We start from the raw sequence: 17,486 nt of genomic DNA, 5'->3' as shown, positions 1-17,486 counted from the left end.
CGGCCGGCGGCGCCACTGCCGCCGGCATGAGTAACGAACGCCGTCGCGCCCTTGCGGGCGTGACGCCTTACTCGGCTGCCTCTGCGGGGACTTCGCCCGGCTTCGGCTTGGTGTTGACCAGCTCGACGTTGAGGCCGAGCGAGCGCATTTCCTTGACGAGCACGTTGAAGCTCTCGGGGATGCCGGCTTCGAAGTTGTCCTCGCCGCGCACGATCGACTCGTAGACCTTGGTGCGGCCGGCGACGTCGTCCGACTTCACCGTCAGCATCTCCTGCAGCGTGTAGGCGGCTCCGTAGGCTTCGAGCGCCCAGACCTCCATCTCGCCGAAGCGCTGGCCGCCGAACTGGGCCTTGCCGCCGAGCGGCTGCTGGGTGACCAGCGAGTACGGACCGATCGAGCGGGCGTGGATCTTGTCGTCCACCAGGTGGTGCAGCTTCAGCATGTAGATGTAGCCCATCGTGACCTTGCGGTCGAAAGGCTCGCCGGTACGGCCGTCATACAGCGTCGACTGGCCGGACGAGTGCAGACCCGCCTGCTCCAGCAGCCGCTCGATGTCGGACTCCTTGGCGCCGTTGAACACCGGAGTCGCGATCGGAACGCCGCGGCGCAGGTTCTGGCCCATCTCGACCAGCTCGGCGTCGTCCATCGAGGCGATGATCTCGTTGTCCTCGTAGACGGCGTCGAAGGAAGCGCGCAGGGCCTTGGAATCGTGCGCCTTGCGATAGGCGTCGATCGCCTTGCCGATCTGCTTGCCGAGACCGGCGGCAGCCCAGCCCAGATGCGTCTCCAGGATCTGGCCGACGTTCATGCGCGAGGGCACGCCGAGCGGGTTCAGCACGATGTCGGCATGGGTGCCGTCCTCGAGGAACGGCATGTCCTCCGCCGGCACGATACGCGAGACCACGCCCTTGTTGCCGTGGCGGCCGGCCATCTTGTCGCCGGGCTGGATCTTGCGCTTCACCGCGACGAAGACCTTGACCATCTTCATCACGCCCGGAGGCAGCTCGTCGCCGCGCTGCAGCTTCTCGACCTTGTCGAGGAAGCGCTGCTCGAGGCGCTTCTTCGACTCGTCGTACTGCTTCCGCATCGCCTCGATTTCGGTCATCAGGGCGTCGTCCGCCGTGGCGAACAGCCACCACTGCGAGCGCGGGAACTCGCTCATCACCTCGCGGGTGATGACCGTGTCCTTCTTGAAGCCCTTCGGACCGGCGAGGCCGGTCTTGCCGGTCAGGATCTCGGCCAGACGCGCGAAGGTGTTGCGGTCGAGGATCGCCTGCTCGTCGTCGCGGTCCTTGGCGAGACGCTCGATCTCCTCGCGCTCGATCGCCTGGGCGCGCTCGTCCTTGTCGACGCCGTGGCGGTTGAACACCCGGACTTCGACGATCGTGCCCTGGACGCCCGGGGGCACGCGCAGCGAGGTGTCGCGCACGTCCGAGGCCTTCTCGCCGAAGATGGCGCGCAGCAGCTTCTCTTCCGGGGTCATCGGGCTTTCGCCCTTCGGCGTGATCTTGCCGACGAGGATGTCGCCCGCCGCAACCTCAGCGCCGATATAGACGATGCCGGCCTCGTCGAGGTTCTTCAGCGCCTCTTCCGAGACGTTCGGAATGTCGCGCGTGATTTCCTCAGGACCCAGCTTGGTGTCGCGGGCCATGACCTCGAATTCCTCGATATGGATCGAGGTGAAGATGTCTTCCGAGACGATCTTCTCCGAGAGCAGGATCGAGTCCTCGAAGTTGTAGCCGTTCCACGGCATGAACGCGACGAGCACGTTGCGACCGAGAGCGAGCTCGCCGAACTCCGTCGACGGACCGTCGGCGACGATGTCGCCCTTCTTGACGATGTCGCCGACGCGGACCAGCGGACGCTGCGTGATGCAGGTCGACTGGTTGGAGCGCTGGAACTTCTGCAGACGGTAGATGTCGACGCCCGGCTTGGTCGGGTCCATCTCGTCCGAGGCGCGGATGACGATACGGGTCGCGTCGACCTGATCGACGATGCCGGCGCGGCGGGCCGCGATGGCAGCGCCGGAATCACGGGCGACCGCGGCCTCCATGCCGGTGCCGACGAACGGCGCGTCGGCGCGAACCAGCGGCACCGCCTGGCGCTGCATGTTCGAGCCCATCAGCGCGCGGTTGGCGTCGTCGTTCTCGAGGAACGGGATCAGCGCCGCGGCGACCGAGACGACCTGCTTGGGCGAGACGTCCATGAAGTCGACCTTGTCGACCGGCACGACGATGACTTCGCCGGCGCGGCGGCAGACGATCAGGTCGTCGGTCAGACGGCCTTCCTTGTCGACGACCGCGTTCGCCTGGGCGACGTTGTACTTCGCCTCCTCCATGGCCGAGAGATAGATGATCTCGTCGGTCTGCTTGCCGTCGCGGATGCGCCGGTACGGGCTCTCGATGAAGCCGTACTTGTTGACGCGCGCGAAGGTGGCGAGCGAGTTGATCAGGCCGATGTTCGGGCCTTCCGGCGTCTCGATCGGGCAGATGCGGCCGTAATGCGTGGTGTGGACGTCGCGCACCTCGAAGCCGGCGCGCTCGCGGGTCAGGCCGCCCGGGCCAAGCGCCGAGAGACGGCGCTTGTGGGTGACCTCCGAGAGCGGGTTGGTCTGGTCCATGAACTGCGAGAGCTGCGACGAGCCGAAGAACTCCCGCACCGCGGCGGCTGCGGGCTTCGCGTTGATCAGGTCCTGCGGCATCACGGTGTCGATGTCGACCGAGGACATGCGCTCCTTGATGGCGCGCTCCATGCGCAGGAGACCCAGGCGATACTGGTTCTCCATCAGCTCGCCGACCGAGCGCACGCGCCGGTTGCCGAGATGGTCGATGTCGTCGATCTCGCCCTTGCCGTCGCGCAGGTCGACCAGCGCCTTGACGACCGCGAAGATGTCCTCCTTGCGCAGGATGCGCACGGTGTCCTCGGCGTCGAGGTCGAGACGCATGTTCATCTTGACGCGGCCGACGGCCGAGAGGTCGTAGCGCTCCGCGTCGAAGAACAGCGACTGGAACATGTTCTCGGCGGTCTCGAGCGTCGGCGGTTCGCCCGGGCGCATCACGCGGTAGATGTCGAACAGCGCCTCTTCACGACGCGAGTTCTTGTCGACCTTGAGCGTGTTGCGGATGTACGGGCCGACCGTGATGTGGTCGATGTCGAGCACCGGCAGCTCGTCGAAGCCGGCGTCGAGCAGCACCTTCAGGCTCTTCTCGTCGATCTCGTCGCCGGCCTCGGCGAAGACCTCGCCGGTCTGCGGATTGACCAGGTCCTCGGCGATATACTGGCCGTAGAGGTCCTCGTCCGTGGCGCGCAGGAACTTCAGGCCCTTCTCGGCGAGCTGGCGGGCGGTGCGCGCGACCAGCTTCTTGCCGGCCTCGATCACGACCTCGCCGGTGTCGGCGTCGATCATGTCGACGGTCGCCTTGAAGCCCTTCATGCGCTCGGCGTCGTAAGGCACGCGCCAGCCGTCCTTGTCGCGGACATAGTCGACGCGGTTGTAGAAGCGCGACAGGATCTCCTCGCCGTCCATGCCGAGGGCGAACAGCAGCGAGGTGACCGGGATCTTACGCTTGCGGTCGATGCGCGCGTAGACGATGTCCTTGGCGTCGAACTCGATGTCGAGCCAGGAGCCGCGATAGGGGATGATGCGGGCAGCGAACAGCAGCTTGCCCGAGGAATGGGTCTTGCCCTTGTCGTGGTCGAAGAACACGCCCGGCGAACGGTGCATCTGCGAGACGATGACGCGCTCGGTACCGTTGACGATGAAGGTGCCGTTGTCCGTCATGAGCGGCATCTCGCCCATGTAGACGTCCTGCTCCTTGATGTCCTTGACCGACTTGGCCTGGGTGTCCGGGTCGATATCGAACACGATCAGGCGCAGGGTCACCTTGAGCGGCGCCGAGAAGGTCATGCCGCGCTGGCGGCACTCGTCGACGTCGTATTTCGGCGGCTCGAAGGTGTACTTGACGAATTCCAGCAGCGACGCGCCCGAGAAGTCGCCGATCGGGAACACCGACTTGAAGACCGACTGCAGACCCTCGTCGCCACGGCCGCCCTTGGGTTCCTCGACCATCAGGAACTGGTCGTAGGACGCCTTCTGAACCTCGATGAGGTTCGGCATCTCCGCCACTTCCTTGAGCTTGCCGAAGAACTTGCGGACGCGCCTGCGACCCTGGAGGGAAGTTACCATCATGTTCCTCGCAATCTCGGACGGCTCACCCGGGGGTCCGGGCCTCGGGCGGAACGGGCCGCCGGGTGAGCCGCTCGGCGCTTCATGCGCGCCGACGTTCGAACTGGATCGACCTGCATCGTGGCAGGCCCTGCAAAGCGCCGCTCCGGCTTGCCGGAAACGACGCAACAGCCCCGGAGGCGGCGAACCGCCCCGGGACTGTCCTTGTCGACTAGATACGGACCGGCATCAGCCGGCCCGGCTCACTTGAGCTCGACCTTGGCGCCGACGGCCTCGAGCTGCTTCTTGAGCTTCTCGGCCTCGTCCTTGGCAGCGCCTTCCTTGACCGGCTTCGGAGCGGCCTCGACCAGGTCCTTGGCTTCCTTGAGGCCCAGGCCGGTGATGGCGCGGACTTCCTTGATCACCTCGATCTTCTTGTCGCCGGCCGAAGCCAGGACAACGGTGAACTCGGTCTGCTCTTCGGCAGCGGCAGCACCGGCGCCAGCGCCAGCGGCCGGGCCAGCGGCAACGGCGACGGCGGCGGCCGCCGAGACGCCCCACTTCTCTTCGAGCATCTTGGCGAGGTCAGCAGCCTCGAGAACGGTGAGCGACGAGAGTTCGTCGACGAGCTTGGCGAGATCGGCCATTGTTTAAGTTCCTGATGTAAGAGGTTCGAACGATTAACGGTTGTCGGCTGCTCAGGCAGCGTCCTTGTCGGCATATGCCTGGAACACGCGCGCGAGCTTCGCAGCAGGCGCGGTCGAGAGCTGGGCGATCTTGGTCGCAGGAGCCTGCAGGAGGCCGAGCAACTTGGCGCGCAGTTCGTCGAGCGAGGGCATCGTGGCCAGGGCCTTGACACCATCGGGGTTCAGGGCGGTCTTGCCCATCGCGCCGCCGAGGATGACGAGCTTGTCGTTCTCCTTGGCGAAGGCGGTGGCGACCTTCGGCGCCGCGACCGGATCGCTGGAATAGGCGATCAGGGTGGGACCCGTCAGCAGCTTGCTGATGGACGCGACGTCGGTGCCTTCAAGAGCGATCTTGGCCAGCCGGTTCTTTGCGACCTTCACGGTGGCGCCATTGGCCTTCATCTCGCGACGAAGCTTCTGGAACTGGGCCACCGTCAAGCCCGCATAGTGGGCCACGACAACGACCGACGTCTTCGAGAAGACATCGTTCAGCGTCGCGACGGCATCAGATTTTGCCGCTTTATCCACTGGGCTCTCTCCGGTAGGCGACAGGTTTTGAGGCCCGCCGCCAGTTGCACGTGCCGCTCTGGAAGTGACCGGTTGACACCGACCCCTTGCCGGAGCGACGCTCTGTGCCCTGTCCCCTGCCATGGCTTGACGCCGTGATAGGGCGAGATGGTTCGAACCTCTTTCGGCACGTTTCGTGCCGGAAAAGTTCTTGCACCGTCTATGCAGGCCTCTTGGCGAAATTATGCCCCCTGGCCGGAGCCAAAGGCGCACCTGCAGTCTCAGACAGGACTGGATGCCCGGCCTTCGGAGATCGCTCTCCTCGACCAAAACACCCATTCTTCGGCGGCGAACCGCCGAAAAACGCGAAATGGACCTCCTCGTGCCAAGCACGCGGAAGCCCCGTCACTCATGGAAACGCGAGGGAGGCTATAGACCCTCCCCCGGTTTCTGCCAAGTGGTAATCCTCGCGCCAAAGCGCAAGGTGGGGCCGCGGATGCCGTTCAGGCAGCCGCCGCGCGATATCAGCCGCCGAGAACCGTGTTCGGCTCGATCTTGACGCCCGGACCCATGGTCGACGAGATCGCGACGCGCTGGATATAGGTGCCCTTGGCGCCGGCCGGCTTCGCCTTCGAGACCGAATCGACGAAGGCCTTGATGTTCTCGCCAAGCTTGTCGGCATCAAACGAAGCCTTGCCGACGGCGGCGTGGACGATGCCCGCCTTCTCGACGCGGAACTCGACCGAGCCGCCCTTCGAGGCGGCGACGGCGGCGGTCAGGTCCATGGTGACCGTGCCGACGCGCGGGTTCGGCATCAGGCCGCGCGGGCCCAGCACCTTACCGAGGCGGCCGACCAGGCCCATCATGTCCGGGGTCGCGATGCAGCGGTCGAAATTGATCTCGCCCTTCTGCACGGTCTCGACCAGATCCTCGGCGCCGACGATGTCGGCACCGGCCTTCTTGGCCTCCTCGGCCTTGGCGCCGCGGGCGAAGACGGCGACGCGCAGCGTGCGGCCCGAGCCGTTCGGCAGGTTGCAGACGCCGCGGACCATCTGGTCGGCGTGACGCGGATCGACGCCGAGATTCATCGCGATCTCGACGGTCTCGTCGAACTTGGCGTTGGCGCGGGCCTTGACCATCGCGACAGCCTCGGCGAGCGGGTAGAGCTTGATGCGGTCGATGCCTTCACGGCCCTTGACGACGCGCTTTCCGACATGTGCCATTGTCAGTTCCCCCTCAGCCCACGACTTCCAGGCCCATGGAACGGGCCGAGCCACGGATCATCGCCACAGCCGAATCGACGCTGTCGCAGTTGAGATCGGCCATCTTCTTCTCGGCGATCTCCTTGAGCTGAGCAGTCGTGACCTTGCCGACATTGCCACCCTTGCCCGGGGTCTTCGAACCCGAGGTCAGGCCGGCAGCCTTCTTCAGCCAGTACGAGACCGGCGGCTGCTTCATCTCGAAGGTGAAGGAGCGATCCTGATACGCGGTGATGATCACCGGGATCGGCATGCCCTTTTCCATCTGCGCGGTCTTCGCATTGAAGGCCTTGCAGAATTCCATGATGTTGAGGCCGCGCTGACCGAGCGCGGGACCGATCGGCGGCGACGGATTGGCGGCGCCCGCCGGAACCTGAAGCTTCACGTAGCCCGTGATCTTCTTTGCCATGATGGCTGCTCCTGTCGTCCGCCCCGGTGCCGACCGGAACGACGACGCCCCGCCCGCGAGCTGCTATCGCTCCGGATCGGGGTGTTGCAGGGCGTGGTGCGACGAGAACCTCCGGCTGGCTGACCGGCACGCCTCCCACGCATGTGAGGGCCGCCCTATGGCACAGGCCGCTCCGAAAGGGAAGCCCCTGGCGGGACCGGCCGAGTCGGGCGCCGTGTCGCAGGCGCGAGCCGCCGCGCCTCGCGCGCCAGGATGCCGTCCGCGTCGAGCTCACGGATCGGCCGATCGAGCTCGCGCGGCACCTCGCCGGCGAGTTGCAGCATCAGGTAGCGGCCACAGCAGACGCGCAGGAAGGAGGCGAAGTTCTCGCCGTCGCCATGTGTCTCGATCAGCTCGCCATGCAGCCTGGCTAGAAGCTGGCCGAGGCTCATGCCATCGCGCCCGCCGATCTCCTCGAGCACGCGCCAATACAGGTTCTCCAGCCGCACGCTGGTCGAAAAGCCGTTGAGCCGCACCGATTTCAGGCGCGTGCGCCAGAGATCGGCATCGGCATTGATGAAGAGCTTGCACATGGCGCCCTCCCCGCGCGCAACCGCCGCGCATCATAGCGCGGCGGCCAGCCAAAGCGACCCGCCTCAAGCCGCCTGACGCAACTCGCCATGGCTGATCCTGGTGCCGAGCACCGCCAGGAACTGCGCGATCCAGGCCGGGTGCGCCGGCCAGGCGGGCGCGGTCACGAGATTGCCGTCGGTCGTGGCCGCATCGATGGCGATATCGGCATAACGTCCGCCCGCGAGCTCCACCTCGGGACTGCAGGCCGGATAGGCCGAGCAGCTGCGCCCTTTGAGCACATCGGCAGCAGCGAGGATCTGCGCGCCATGGCAGATCGCGGCGACCGGCTTGTTCGCCTCGAAGAAGTGCCTGGTGATCGCGATCACCTGCTTGTTCAGGCGCAGATATTCCGGCGCCCGCCCACCCGGCAGCACCAGCGCGTCGTAGGCTGCCGCATCGACATCGGCGAAGCTGGCGTTGAGCGCGAAATTGTGGCCGCGCTTTTCCGAATAGGTCTGCTGGCCCTCGAAATCATGGATCGAGGTCGCAACGCTGTCGCCCTTCGCCTTGTCGGGGCAGACCGCATCGACCTTGTGGCCGACGGCGAGCAGAGCCTGGAACGGCACCATGATCTCGTAGTCCTCGCCGAAATCGCCGACGATCATCAAAATGCGCTTGCCGCTCATCGCTATCCTCCCTGGCATCCTGTTGTGGATCGGAAGAATACGCACAGCGCAGATGGCGCGGGTGTTATCCGGTTAACGCAGCCTCGGTCGCCCCTGGCATCCTCGCAGCGGCCGCCTTGGGCAGCCCTTTCGCTAACTGGCTCCGGTCGCGGATTGTCCGGAGACCGGTCCATGATCTACGCACCGCAATGCCCAGCGCATGGATCGTCATGACCCCTGAAGTGAGCACGACTTCTCGCCGCAGCACCACCGGCCTGCGCCAGTTTCTGGATCCCGAGCAGCAGCGCGATTGGATCGAGGGCAAGGCGGACGTGCCCGACGCCGGCGTACGGTCGGAGTCGCTCGAGCTTCGATTCAAATACGTCCCGCGGTTTCAGAAATTGCTTCGCCGCCCGCAGGCGCAGGAGGTTCTGGAGATTCTCGGGCTCTACGGCCAAAACTGCATTCCCATCCCGCGCAGGAGCGAGCGTCAGTACTGGTCAGTGTCCTGTCTGCCATCGACGTCCGACAAGCCGCTCACGCGCGTCAATGCGAGCTGGATGGAGCTTTTCACGCTGTATGGCGACGGCGAGGGCATCCGTGCGCGATTCCTGGTACATCTTTCGGATTTCACCTCGGATAGTTCCCTCGATCGGGCCCGTCTGGACGAGGCTTTTCTCGAGCACTGCGCCGCGACGCCAGAGGATGTCAGCTATTTCGTCCCGGGCGCCACGGACATGTTCGGTATCAATGTGCGGGGTTCCGCTTCGATCCGCCGTTTCCTCGCGGCGCGCCGTGTCCTCTGCGCCGTTCGGAGGTTCAATCTGACCCACATGAACCGCGGTCGGAACGCCTACCAGGCGAGCCACTGCTACAGCCTGGCGGACTACATGCTTGCAATCGCGTAGCTCGGATGGCTGCTCGCGGACGCGGATCGCGGCCGAGATGGCGCAGGTGTTGTCCGGTCAGCACAGGCTCAGTCGGCCCTGGCGTCCCGGGTCAGATAGTCACCGAGCGCCACGCCGATATGGACGACGACGAGCGCGATCAAGCCGAAGGCGAGCCAGGCATGGCTCGCCAGCAGCAATTCGGCATGGCCCGCCTCCGGCGACCAGATTTCCGGCAGCGAGAGGCCGAAGAGCAATTGCCGCGCCCCGAAGCCCGCGACTCCGGCCCAGCCCAGCAGCGGCACGACCAGCAGGGCGAGATAGAGCAGCGCATGCACCGGTCGGCTCGCAGCACCCTTCTGCCAGCGCGCCGTCAGATGAGCGAACAGGCGGTAGGCGATGCGCACCAGCACGAGGCAGAGCAGCGCGGCGCCGGTGGTCTTGTGGCAGAGATGCAGGAGATCGGCGACGGGCCCCTCGCCGAGTTGCTTCATCAGCACGCCGGTGCCGAACAGCGCCAGCACCAGCGCCGCAGTCAGCCAATGGAGGGCCTGCGCCACGAGCGGCAGCTCGGCGGCCGTAGCGGCTTCGGGCTTCGGAATCGCGATGCTCATGCGCTCGCCTGCTCCCTGCGCCGGATGAAGCCGTCGACCGTCTGCCTGAGCTCGGCGGCCTGCCGGTCGAGATCGGCCGAGGCCGCGGTGACCGAGCCAGCGGTCTGGCGCCAATTGGCCAGCGTGCCGGCGAGCTGCTCGACCTGCTCGGCGACGAGCCTGACATCGCCTGCCGTCCGCGTCGTCGTCTCGCTGATCGAGCGCGAGCCGACATCCTGGCGCGCGGTCAGTTCGGCGATCGAAACCGCCGCCCTGTCGACCTTCTCGACCGAGGTCACCAGGGCGCCGACGCGCATGGTGATGCGCTGCGCCGCCACATTGATCTGGTCGAGCCCCTTGCGGACGTCCCCGGTCGCCTCGGCGGTCCGGTGTGCGAGCTGCTTCACCTCGCCGGCGACGACGGCGAAGCCCCTGCCCGCCTCGCCGGCGCGCGCCGCCTCGATGGTGGCGTTCAGCGCGAGCAGATTGGTCTGGCTGGCGACCGTTCCAATGATGTCGATGACATCGACGATCTTGCCGACCGCCTCGCATAGCACGACCGTGTCGGCGGTGGCTTCGTCGACCAGTGCCTTCGCCGCATCCGCGACCTCGGAGGTCCGCTGCGCCTCGCTCGCCGCCGTGGCGAGCAGCGAGGATACTTCGGTGATCGCGCCGGCGACATGGTCGACATGGCCGGAGACGCGCTGCGTCGACTGCGTCGCCGCACCGGCCCGCTCGTCGACCACGCTGGAGAGCTGCGCGAACTCGCTGGCAGCCTGCGACAGCCGGGCGCCGTGCTGCTCCAGCGCCTGGGCGATCGCGGCGATCTGCTCCTGGAACGCGGCGTTACGGGCCTGGGCAGCTTCCTGGCGCGCGACTTCGCCCGATAGCGCGTTCACCCGCGCCTGGGCGGCCTCCTGTTCGGCCTGCAGCCCGCGCTGGCGCGCCAGCAGAGCCTGCCCGAGCATGCCGATCTCGTCGCGGCGCATGGCGAGCCTGTCGAGTCCGCGCTCATCCTTGCGATTATCCGCCAGCGCACGGGCCATGCCGGCGATCGGCCGAACCAGCCAGCGATGCTCGAGCACCACGATGAAGACGAGGCTGAACAGCCCGAGCAGCGAGAGCAGGACCTTGTTCTGATGCGCGCTCTCGACATGCTGCGACAGGCTCGCGCTCAACCGGCCGATCTCCTCTCCGAGCCCGCGCCGCAAGGCGGAGCGCTTGTCGGCGATCACCCTGAGCTCGGCCCGGGCCGTGGGGATATCGGCAGCCTCGCGCATCGCCATGGCGCGCAGCGCGATCGCCTGCGTATCGGCCTGCAGCCTGCCGTCGAGCCGGGTGGCGATGTCCTCGGCCGCTATCGCCAGCACCTCGAGATCGGAAGGCTCCGCGCGCGAACCCGAGAAGATCGCGATGCTGATCCGCTCGAAAACCATGGTCGTCGCTTCGAGGCGTCGGGCGAGATCGCTCTGGGCCGCCAGCGCCTGTGTGAAGCCGTGGAGCTTGCGCGAGCCGACCAGCTCAGTCGCGACATAGAGGCACGACAGCGCGCCGAGCAGCACGCCCCACAGCGCCAGACGCTGTCCGACCGTCGCCTTGAATGTCCTGGGAAACATGCCCGCCCGCGTCGATAGCCGGCGCGGACCATCTCATACACGCCTGAAGGAGGCGTTAACTACGACACTCACGCAAAAAGGGTGCCGTTTCCGGCACCCTTCGGCAATATCTCAGACTGTCTCGGCCGTCAGAGCTTCTCGACCTGGCCGTATTCCAGCTCGACCGGCGTGGCGCGGCCGAAGATCGAGACCGCGACCTTGAGGCGGGCACGGGCATGGTCGACATCCTCGACGACGCCATTGAACGAGGCGAACGGGCCGTCGGCGACCTTCACCTGCTCGCCGACCTCGAACACCACGGTCGGCTTCGGCCGCTCGATGCCCTCGGCGACCTGGCCCTTGATCCGCATCGCCTCATGCTCGGGGATCGGCATCGGCTTGGCCTTGTCGGCGCCCAGGAAACCGGTGACCTTCGGCGTGTTCTTGATGAGGTGATAGACCTCGTCGGTCATCTCGCACTTCACCAGCACATAGCCCGGGAAGAACTTGCGCTCGGTGTCGACCTTGCGGCCGCGACGGACCTCGACGACCTTCTCGGTCGGGACCAGCACTTCATCGAACTTGTCGGACAGGTTGCGCTGCGCGGCCTGGTCCTTGATCGACTGCGCGACCTTGTTCTCGAAGTTGGAATAGGCGTGGACGATATACCAGCGTGTGCTCACGTTCTTGCTTCCGTTCAGCGCGCGAGGATGAGGCCGAGGCCCCAGCGGATGACCGTATCGGTGAAAAGGAAGAACAGGCTGGAGACCAGCACCATCAGCAAGACCAGGCCTGTGGTGATCAGCGTCTCGCGGCGCGAGGGCCAGGTCACCTTGGCGGCTTCGCTGCGCACCTCCTGCAGGAACTGGAACGGATTCGTCTTCGCCATCGGGCTCGTCACCTCGGTTCCGGATCACCGCTTTGAAGCAGCGATTCGGTGGTCCTGAAAGATTCGCGGCGCGGGGCTCAGGGAGCCGCGCGCCGTCGTTAAGCGCTTCTTACAACGCGAATGCCCGCTCGCCAAGCGGTTTTGAGTCCACCGGCTCAGGGCTTCTCGGCCGCAATCAGCAGGAAGGCCGGGCGCTCGCGCTCCCTGGCCCAGTCCGGCTCGGCGGCGATCTGCTCCGGCGTCGGCCCCCATTCCTCGATATGCCGCAGGCGAAGGCCGAGCCCGATCAGCAGATTGAGGTAGGTCGCGAGCGTCCGGTGCTGCTTGACGACTCCCTCGGCCAGCCAGTCGGTGACGCGCCTGCCCTCGTCGAGATAGGCCCCGACCGACCAGACCGGCAGGCCCGAGGCGTCCTCGCCCCATGTCTGGTGCCGCGGCGCCGTCATGATCGGATGCTCGACCGAGAAGACGAAGCGCCCGCCCGGCTTCAGCGCCCGCGCGACGCGGCCGAACACGGACGGCAGGTCGACGAGATAGTGGAAGGCGAGCGAGGAATAGATCAGGTCGAAATGCCCGGCGGCCGGTTCATGGGCTTCGAGATCGGCCTGCTCGTAGCGCGCGCTCGTCGCAGACGTCTCCGCCCTCGCCCGCGCCAGCATGCGCTCGGAGACGTCGACGCCGACAACCTCCGCCGCGCCCTCGCCGGCAGCGAAACGGCAGAACCAACCGAAGCCGCAGCCGAGATCGAGCACAGCCGTGCCAGCGAGCGGCGGCAGCAGCGCGCGCAGCGCCGGCCATTCCGGCGCGCCGTCAAGCCCGCGCTGTGAGCGCGGTAACTGGCTGTAATTCTGGAAGAAGCCGGCGTCGTCGTAGATGTTCTGAGTCATCGCAGCACGAACGGACGGCTGGCAGGGGCGGCAGGGCTCGAACCTGCGACAACCGGTTTTGGAGACCGGTACTCTACCAACTGAGCTACACCCCTGTAGCGCCGGTTGCTTAGCCTGAACCCTGCCGGCTTTTCAAGTCGAAATCGTCACGGCGATATCGGAAGTCGACTCAATTCGTCAGCCGGTCGCGCCAAGGTCTTGGCGTATCGGGAGATTGCGTCACGCATATGGTGCGACCTCCCGTGCACAACGAGAAAGGGCAGCGCTGCCGTCGCCCTTTCAAACCCGCTTCGGGCGCCGGTGGCTCACTTCGGCAGGCGGCCTATGATCTTCTGCTTGCCGTCGACCACCTCGGCCAGGAAGCTCTCGCGCTGGACATCGCCCTTCGCGTCGAAGGTCGTCTCCATCAGGATGCCCGGCTCCAGCTCCGGCTTGATCGTCGCGCCATGCAGCGTCGCGGCGACCTTGGTCGGCTCGAACTTGCCGAGCTTCTCCGTCGCCCATTTCACCGCATGCACGGCCATATAGCCCTTGATGCCGTTATGATCGGGCACGAACTTGAATCGCGCCTCGAAGCGCTTGCCAAAATCCTGCAAGGCGGGGATCGGCGCATCGACGGTCTGGCCGACATGGCCGCGCACGCCGTCCGCTGCCTTGCCGGCGAGCTCGATCACCTTCTGGCTCAGGATCGTGGTCTCGCCGATCACCGGCTTGCCGACATTCTGGTCGCGCATCGCCACCAGCAGCCGGGCGCTCTCCTCCTCATTGAGATAGACGAAGACGGCGTCGACCTGCGCGTTCTTCACCTTGATCGCCTCACCGGCGAAATCCGCCTGGCCCTGTTCGGTCGAGAGGTCGACGGGCACCTCGATGCCGCGGCTCTTCAGCTCCTTCAGGATGGCTTCGTGCCCGCCCTTGCCGAAGTCGTTGTTGACCCAGACCACGGCGACCGACTTGGCCTTGACCTGGTCCTTGAGATAGGCGGCGATCTTCGGCATCGCCGCCGACTGGCTGAGCGAGGTCCGGAAGATGAAAGGATTGCCCTGGGCCGTGTAGGCGGTGCCGTCGCCGGCGGCGAGCTGAGCGATCTCGGCCCGCTGGGCGATCTGCATCGAGGCCATGATCGAGCCTGTATAGACCGGCCCGAGCACCGCATGAGTGCCCTCGTCGATCGCGCGCTGGACCGCGGCCCGGGCATTGGCGGGATTGGTCTGCGTGTCATAGGCGACGAGATCGATCTTGCGCCCGAGGATGCCACCCTTGGCGTTGATCTCCTCGACCGCGAGCTCGATGCCACTCTTCCAGTTGGTGCCAGCGGTCGCGCCGGGTCCGGAGAGTTCGGCGATGGTGACGAGCTTCACCTTGTCCTGCGCCAGGGCTGGCGTGGCCGCCAGCGCGAACGCCAGGGCAGCAGCTTTCAGGGCGATAGTCATGGCGCTCCTCCCGATCTTCGACGGCCGTTAACGGCTCTGGCCCGCGAGCATAATCTCTAGGACACTGTATGCAAGATGATTTGACAGGCGGCCTCAGCGAGCCGCCCTGCTCCGCTCAGGTCGGGCTCCCCCCGCTGCGCAACACATCGGCATAGGCGTCCCAGGCCCGCATGATGTGCCGGTGCAGAATCGAATCGAGATCGGCCAGGCGGCCGGCGGCGAAAGCCTCGACCATCAGCCGGTGCTCGGCCATGGAACGCTCCTGCTCGCCCTCCAGCGGCACCGAGAGATGCGTCCGCAGCGCCGCGACGCGGCCGGAGACGCCGCGATAGGCGTTGCCGAGATAGCGGTTGCCGCAATGCTGGAAGAAGACCTCGTGGAAGATGGTATCGGCCCGGGCATAGTCGCGGCGGGTGCCGCTGGCCTGCGTCGCTTCCATCGCCGCGAGCGCATCGTTCATCGCGGCCAGCGCCGCCGCCCGCGCCTTGCTCATGCATTCGCGCAGGGCCTGCGTCTCCAGCATGTAGCGGAAGACGCAGAGCTCGGCGACGTCCTCCTCGGTCGGCGCGAAGACGAAGGTGCCCTTCTTCGGCACGATCGTAACCAACCCCTGCAATTGCAGCCGCGCCAGGGCCTCGCGCACCGGCGTGCGGCTGACGCCCAGGGCCTCGCTCAGCGCCTCCTCCGACAAGGTCTCGCCCAGGCGCATCTCGGCGTCGACGATCGCATTGCGCAGGCGCTCCTCGACGATGGCGACCAGCGATTTCGGCTGCTCGACCTTGAGATCAGGCATAGTGCTCGCGTCCCAGGAAGGCTTCATAGCTCGGCAGGTCGAGCATGCTGCCTTCCAGCCCGCGCGTCGTTCCGCTGCGCTTCAGCTCGCGGGCGAAGGCCGCCATCATATGGGCGTAGGCCAAGGTCGAGGCGACCGGATAGCTCAGCACCTTGAAGCCGAGCCGCTCGAAATCCGCGGCCGTCAACGGTGGCACCCTGCCCTCGACATAGTTGAACATCAGCGGCGCCTCGATCTCGCCCAGCGCCCGCTTCATCTCCTCCTCAGACTGCAGCATCTCAAGCAGCACGAGATCGGCACCGGCCTTTGCATAGGCTTTGCCGCGCGCGATCGCCTCGTCGAGGCCGAGCGGCAGCCGCGCATCCGAGCGGCCGATGATCAGGAAATCGGGATCGCGCCTTGTCGCCACCGCGATGCGGATCTTGTCGGCATGTTCCTCCGGCGTGACCAGCGCCAGCCCCTTCATCGCGCCGCAGCGCTTGGGCGTGACCTGGTCCTCGAGATGAACAGCGGCGACCCCGGCAGCCTCGTATTCGGCGACGGTCCGGGCGACGTTGTTGAGGTTGCCATAGCCGGTATCGGCATCGGCGATCAGCGGCACGGTGATCGCCGATGCCAGAGCCCGGCCGCGCGCCACCATCTCGGTCATGGTCAGGAGCCCGATATCGGGCGCGCCGATCAGGCTGGCGGAGAGGCCGTTGCCGGTCATGTAGACCGCCTCGAATCCCGCCTGCTCGATCGCCCGCGCGCCAATGGCATCATGGCAACCGGGCGCGACGACGAGCCCGGGCTGGCGCAGCCTGTCGGCAAGCGAATGGCGGGGACTCATCGCGATCTCCAGTCCGTATGCAAGATACAAGAGCCTTGCATGCCCGACCGGGAGACGCCAGTGCCTGTTCCATCGTCGTCTGGAATCAAAAAGGGCGGCGATGCCGCCGCCCTTTTCGTATGTGTCGCGGAGCCGAAGCTTACGCGATGATGCTGGCGACGACGCCGGCGCCGACGGTGCGGCCGCCTTCGCGGATGGCGAAGCGCAGCTTCTCTTCCATCGCGATCGGCACGATCAGGTGCACTTCCATGGCGATGTTGTCGCCCGGCATCACCATCTCCGTGCCCTCGGGCAGGTGCACCACGCCGGTCACGTCCGTCGTGCGGAAGTAGAACTGCGGGCGGTAGTTGGTGAAGAACGGGGTGTGACGACCGCCCTCTTCCTTGGTCAGGATGTAGGCCTCGGCCTTGAACTTGGTGTGCGGCTTCACCGAGCCCGGCTTGCACAGCACCTGGCCGCGCTCGACGTCCTCGCGCTTCGTGCCGCGCAGCAGCGCGCCGATGTTGTCGCCCGCCTGGCCCTGGTCGAGCAGCTTGCGGAACATCTCGACGCCCGTCACCGTCGTCTTCTGCGTGTCGCGGATGCCGACGATCTCGATTTCCTCGCCGACCTTGACGATGCCGCGCTCGACGCGGCCGGTCACCACCGTGCCGCGGCCCGAGATCGAGAACACGTCCTCGACCGGCATCAGGAACGGCTGGTCGACCGGACGCTCCGGCTGCGGGATGTAGTCGTCGACCGTCTTCATCAGCGCGATCACCGCGTCATGCCCGATCTCCGGGGTCACGCCGTCAAGCGCCGCCTTGGCCGAGCCCTTGGTGATCGGGATGTCGTCGCCCGGGAAGTCGTACTTCGACAGAAGCTCGCGGATCTCCATCTCGACCAGTTCGAGCAGCTCGGCGTCGTCGACCAGATCGACCTTGTTCATGAACACCACCAGCGCCGGAACGCCGACCTGGCGCGCCAGCAGGATGTGCTCGCGGGTCTGCGGCATCGGGCCGTCGGCGGCCGACACAACCAGGATCGCGCCGTCCATCTGCGCCGCGCCCGTGATCATGTTCTTCACATAGTCGGCGTGCCCGGGGCAGTCGACATGCGCATAGTGGCGGGCCGGGGTCTCGTACTCGACGTGCGCCGTCGAGATCGTGATGCCGCGAGCCTTCTCCTCAGGCGCCTTGTCGATCTGGTCATACGCCGTGAACGACGCGCCGCCCGACTCCGCCAGAACCTTCGTGATCGCCGCCGTCAAAGACGTCTTGCCATGGTCGACGTGACCAATCGTACCAATGTTGCAGTGCGGCTTCGTCCGCGAAAACTTCTCTTTGGCCATGACACCT

General features: G+C 66.2%; 17 protein-coding genes and 1 tRNA gene. 1 reads left to right on the top strand and 17 read right to left on the bottom strand.

The window, feature by feature from the left end:
- Positions 1 to 67: 67 nt before the first annotated feature.
- The 7 genes from rpoB to ACQKLX_RS17545 form a co-directional block, all read right to left on the bottom strand.
- Entirely contained in the window at positions 68 to 4,186 is a 4,119-nt protein-coding gene (gene rpoB, locus ACQKLX_RS17575; protein ID WP_427362853.1) for a DNA-directed RNA polymerase subunit beta, read from the bottom strand.
- 242 nt (positions 4,187 to 4,428) lie between these two features.
- Complete coding sequence (rplL, locus tag ACQKLX_RS17570; RefSeq protein ID WP_137884481.1) at positions 4,429 to 4,812, bottom strand: 50S ribosomal protein L7/L12; 384 nt, start codon at positions 4,810 to 4,812, stop codon at positions 4,429 to 4,431.
- A gap of 51 nt (positions 4,813 to 4,863) precedes the next feature.
- Positions 4,864 to 5,379, bottom strand: a complete 516-nt coding sequence (rplJ, locus tag ACQKLX_RS17565; RefSeq protein WP_137884480.1) for a 50S ribosomal protein L10 — start codon at positions 5,377 to 5,379, stop codon at positions 4,864 to 4,866.
- Positions 5,380 to 5,882: 503 nt separating this feature from the next.
- The gene (gene rplA, locus ACQKLX_RS17560) at positions 5,883 to 6,581 is read right to left on the bottom strand and encodes a 50S ribosomal protein L1 (protein WP_091843782.1); all 699 of its coding nucleotides are present in this window, start codon (positions 6,579 to 6,581) and stop codon (positions 5,883 to 5,885) included.
- 13 nt (positions 6,582 to 6,594) lie between these two features.
- On the bottom strand, positions 6,595 to 7,026 hold the full coding sequence (gene rplK / locus ACQKLX_RS17555; RefSeq protein WP_110489241.1) for a 50S ribosomal protein L11: 432 nt from the start codon (positions 7,024 to 7,026) through the stop codon (positions 6,595 to 6,597).
- A gap of 155 nt (positions 7,027 to 7,181) precedes the next feature.
- Positions 7,182 to 7,598: a ribbon-helix-helix domain-containing protein gene (locus ACQKLX_RS17550; RefSeq protein WP_427362852.1), complete on the bottom strand. Its 417-nt coding sequence runs from the start codon at positions 7,596 to 7,598 to the stop codon at positions 7,182 to 7,184.
- Between the two features lie 63 nt (positions 7,599 to 7,661).
- Positions 7,662 to 8,264 carry a DJ-1/PfpI family protein gene (locus tag ACQKLX_RS17545; protein WP_427362851.1) on the bottom strand — a complete coding sequence of 201 codons (603 nt, stop codon included), beginning with the start codon at positions 8,262 to 8,264 and terminating at the stop codon, positions 7,662 to 7,664.
- A gap of 209 nt (positions 8,265 to 8,473) precedes the next feature.
- Between ACQKLX_RS17545 and ACQKLX_RS17540 the strand changes: the two genes are divergently transcribed.
- Positions 8,474 to 9,151, top strand: a complete 678-nt coding sequence (locus tag ACQKLX_RS17540) for a hypothetical protein (protein ID WP_427362850.1) — start codon at positions 8,474 to 8,476, stop codon at positions 9,149 to 9,151.
- Positions 9,152 to 9,219: 68 nt separating this feature from the next.
- Here ACQKLX_RS17540 and ACQKLX_RS17535 read toward each other — a convergent pair whose 3' ends face one another.
- The 10 genes from ACQKLX_RS17535 to tuf all read right to left on the bottom strand — a co-directional run bounded on the left by ACQKLX_RS17535 (position 9,220) and on the right by tuf (position 17,479).
- Positions 9,220 to 9,744, bottom strand: a complete 525-nt coding sequence (locus ACQKLX_RS17535; protein ID WP_427362849.1) for a cytochrome b — start codon at positions 9,742 to 9,744, stop codon at positions 9,220 to 9,222.
- Entirely contained in the window at positions 9,741 to 11,339 is a 1,599-nt protein-coding gene (locus ACQKLX_RS17530) for a methyl-accepting chemotaxis protein (protein ID WP_427362848.1), read from the bottom strand. The genes ACQKLX_RS17535 and ACQKLX_RS17530 overlap by 4 nt, the downstream gene beginning before the upstream one ends.
- Before the next feature lie 128 nt (positions 11,340 to 11,467).
- Complete coding sequence (gene nusG / locus ACQKLX_RS17525) at positions 11,468 to 12,001, bottom strand: transcription termination/antitermination protein NusG (protein WP_092159670.1); 534 nt, start codon at positions 11,999 to 12,001, stop codon at positions 11,468 to 11,470.
- Positions 12,002 to 12,015: 14 nt separating this feature from the next.
- On the bottom strand, positions 12,016 to 12,207 hold the full coding sequence (gene secE, locus ACQKLX_RS17520; RefSeq protein WP_427362847.1) for a preprotein translocase subunit SecE: 192 nt from the start codon (positions 12,205 to 12,207) through the stop codon (positions 12,016 to 12,018).
- Positions 12,208 to 12,362: 155 nt separating this feature from the next.
- Complete coding sequence (locus ACQKLX_RS17515; protein WP_427362846.1) at positions 12,363 to 13,094, bottom strand: class I SAM-dependent methyltransferase; 732 nt, start codon at positions 13,092 to 13,094, stop codon at positions 12,363 to 12,365.
- A 19-nt stretch (positions 13,095 to 13,113) separates the two neighbouring features.
- Positions 13,114 to 13,189: transfer RNA gene (locus tag ACQKLX_RS17510), tRNA-Trp, on the bottom strand.
- 210 nt (positions 13,190 to 13,399) lie between these two features.
- Positions 13,400 to 14,527: an ABC transporter substrate-binding protein gene (locus ACQKLX_RS17505; RefSeq protein WP_427362845.1), complete on the bottom strand. Its 1,128-nt coding sequence runs from the start codon at positions 14,525 to 14,527 to the stop codon at positions 13,400 to 13,402.
- A gap of 115 nt (positions 14,528 to 14,642) precedes the next feature.
- The gene (locus ACQKLX_RS17500) at positions 14,643 to 15,320 is read right to left on the bottom strand and encodes a GntR family transcriptional regulator (protein WP_427362844.1); all 678 of its coding nucleotides are present in this window, start codon (positions 15,318 to 15,320) and stop codon (positions 14,643 to 14,645) included.
- A complete protein-coding gene (locus ACQKLX_RS17495) occupies positions 15,313 to 16,149 on the bottom strand; it encodes an isocitrate lyase/PEP mutase family protein (protein ID WP_427362843.1) in 837 nt (278 codons plus the stop codon). Before ACQKLX_RS17495 ends, ACQKLX_RS17500 begins: the two co-directional genes overlap by 8 nt.
- Positions 16,150 to 16,288: 139 nt before the next feature.
- Positions 16,289 to 17,479, bottom strand: a complete 1,191-nt coding sequence (gene tuf / locus ACQKLX_RS17490; protein ID WP_038118917.1) for an elongation factor Tu — start codon at positions 17,477 to 17,479, stop codon at positions 16,289 to 16,291.
- Positions 17,480 to 17,486 lie beyond the last annotated feature (7 nt).

Source organism: Allobosea sp. NPDC003192 (assembly GCF_050275675.1).
In the GTDB taxonomy this organism is placed as follows: domain Bacteria; phylum Pseudomonadota; class Alphaproteobacteria; order Rhizobiales; family Beijerinckiaceae; genus Allobosea.
Note: the sequence above shows the minus strand (reverse complement) of the source record. Positions and strands in the feature narration are given on the sequence as shown.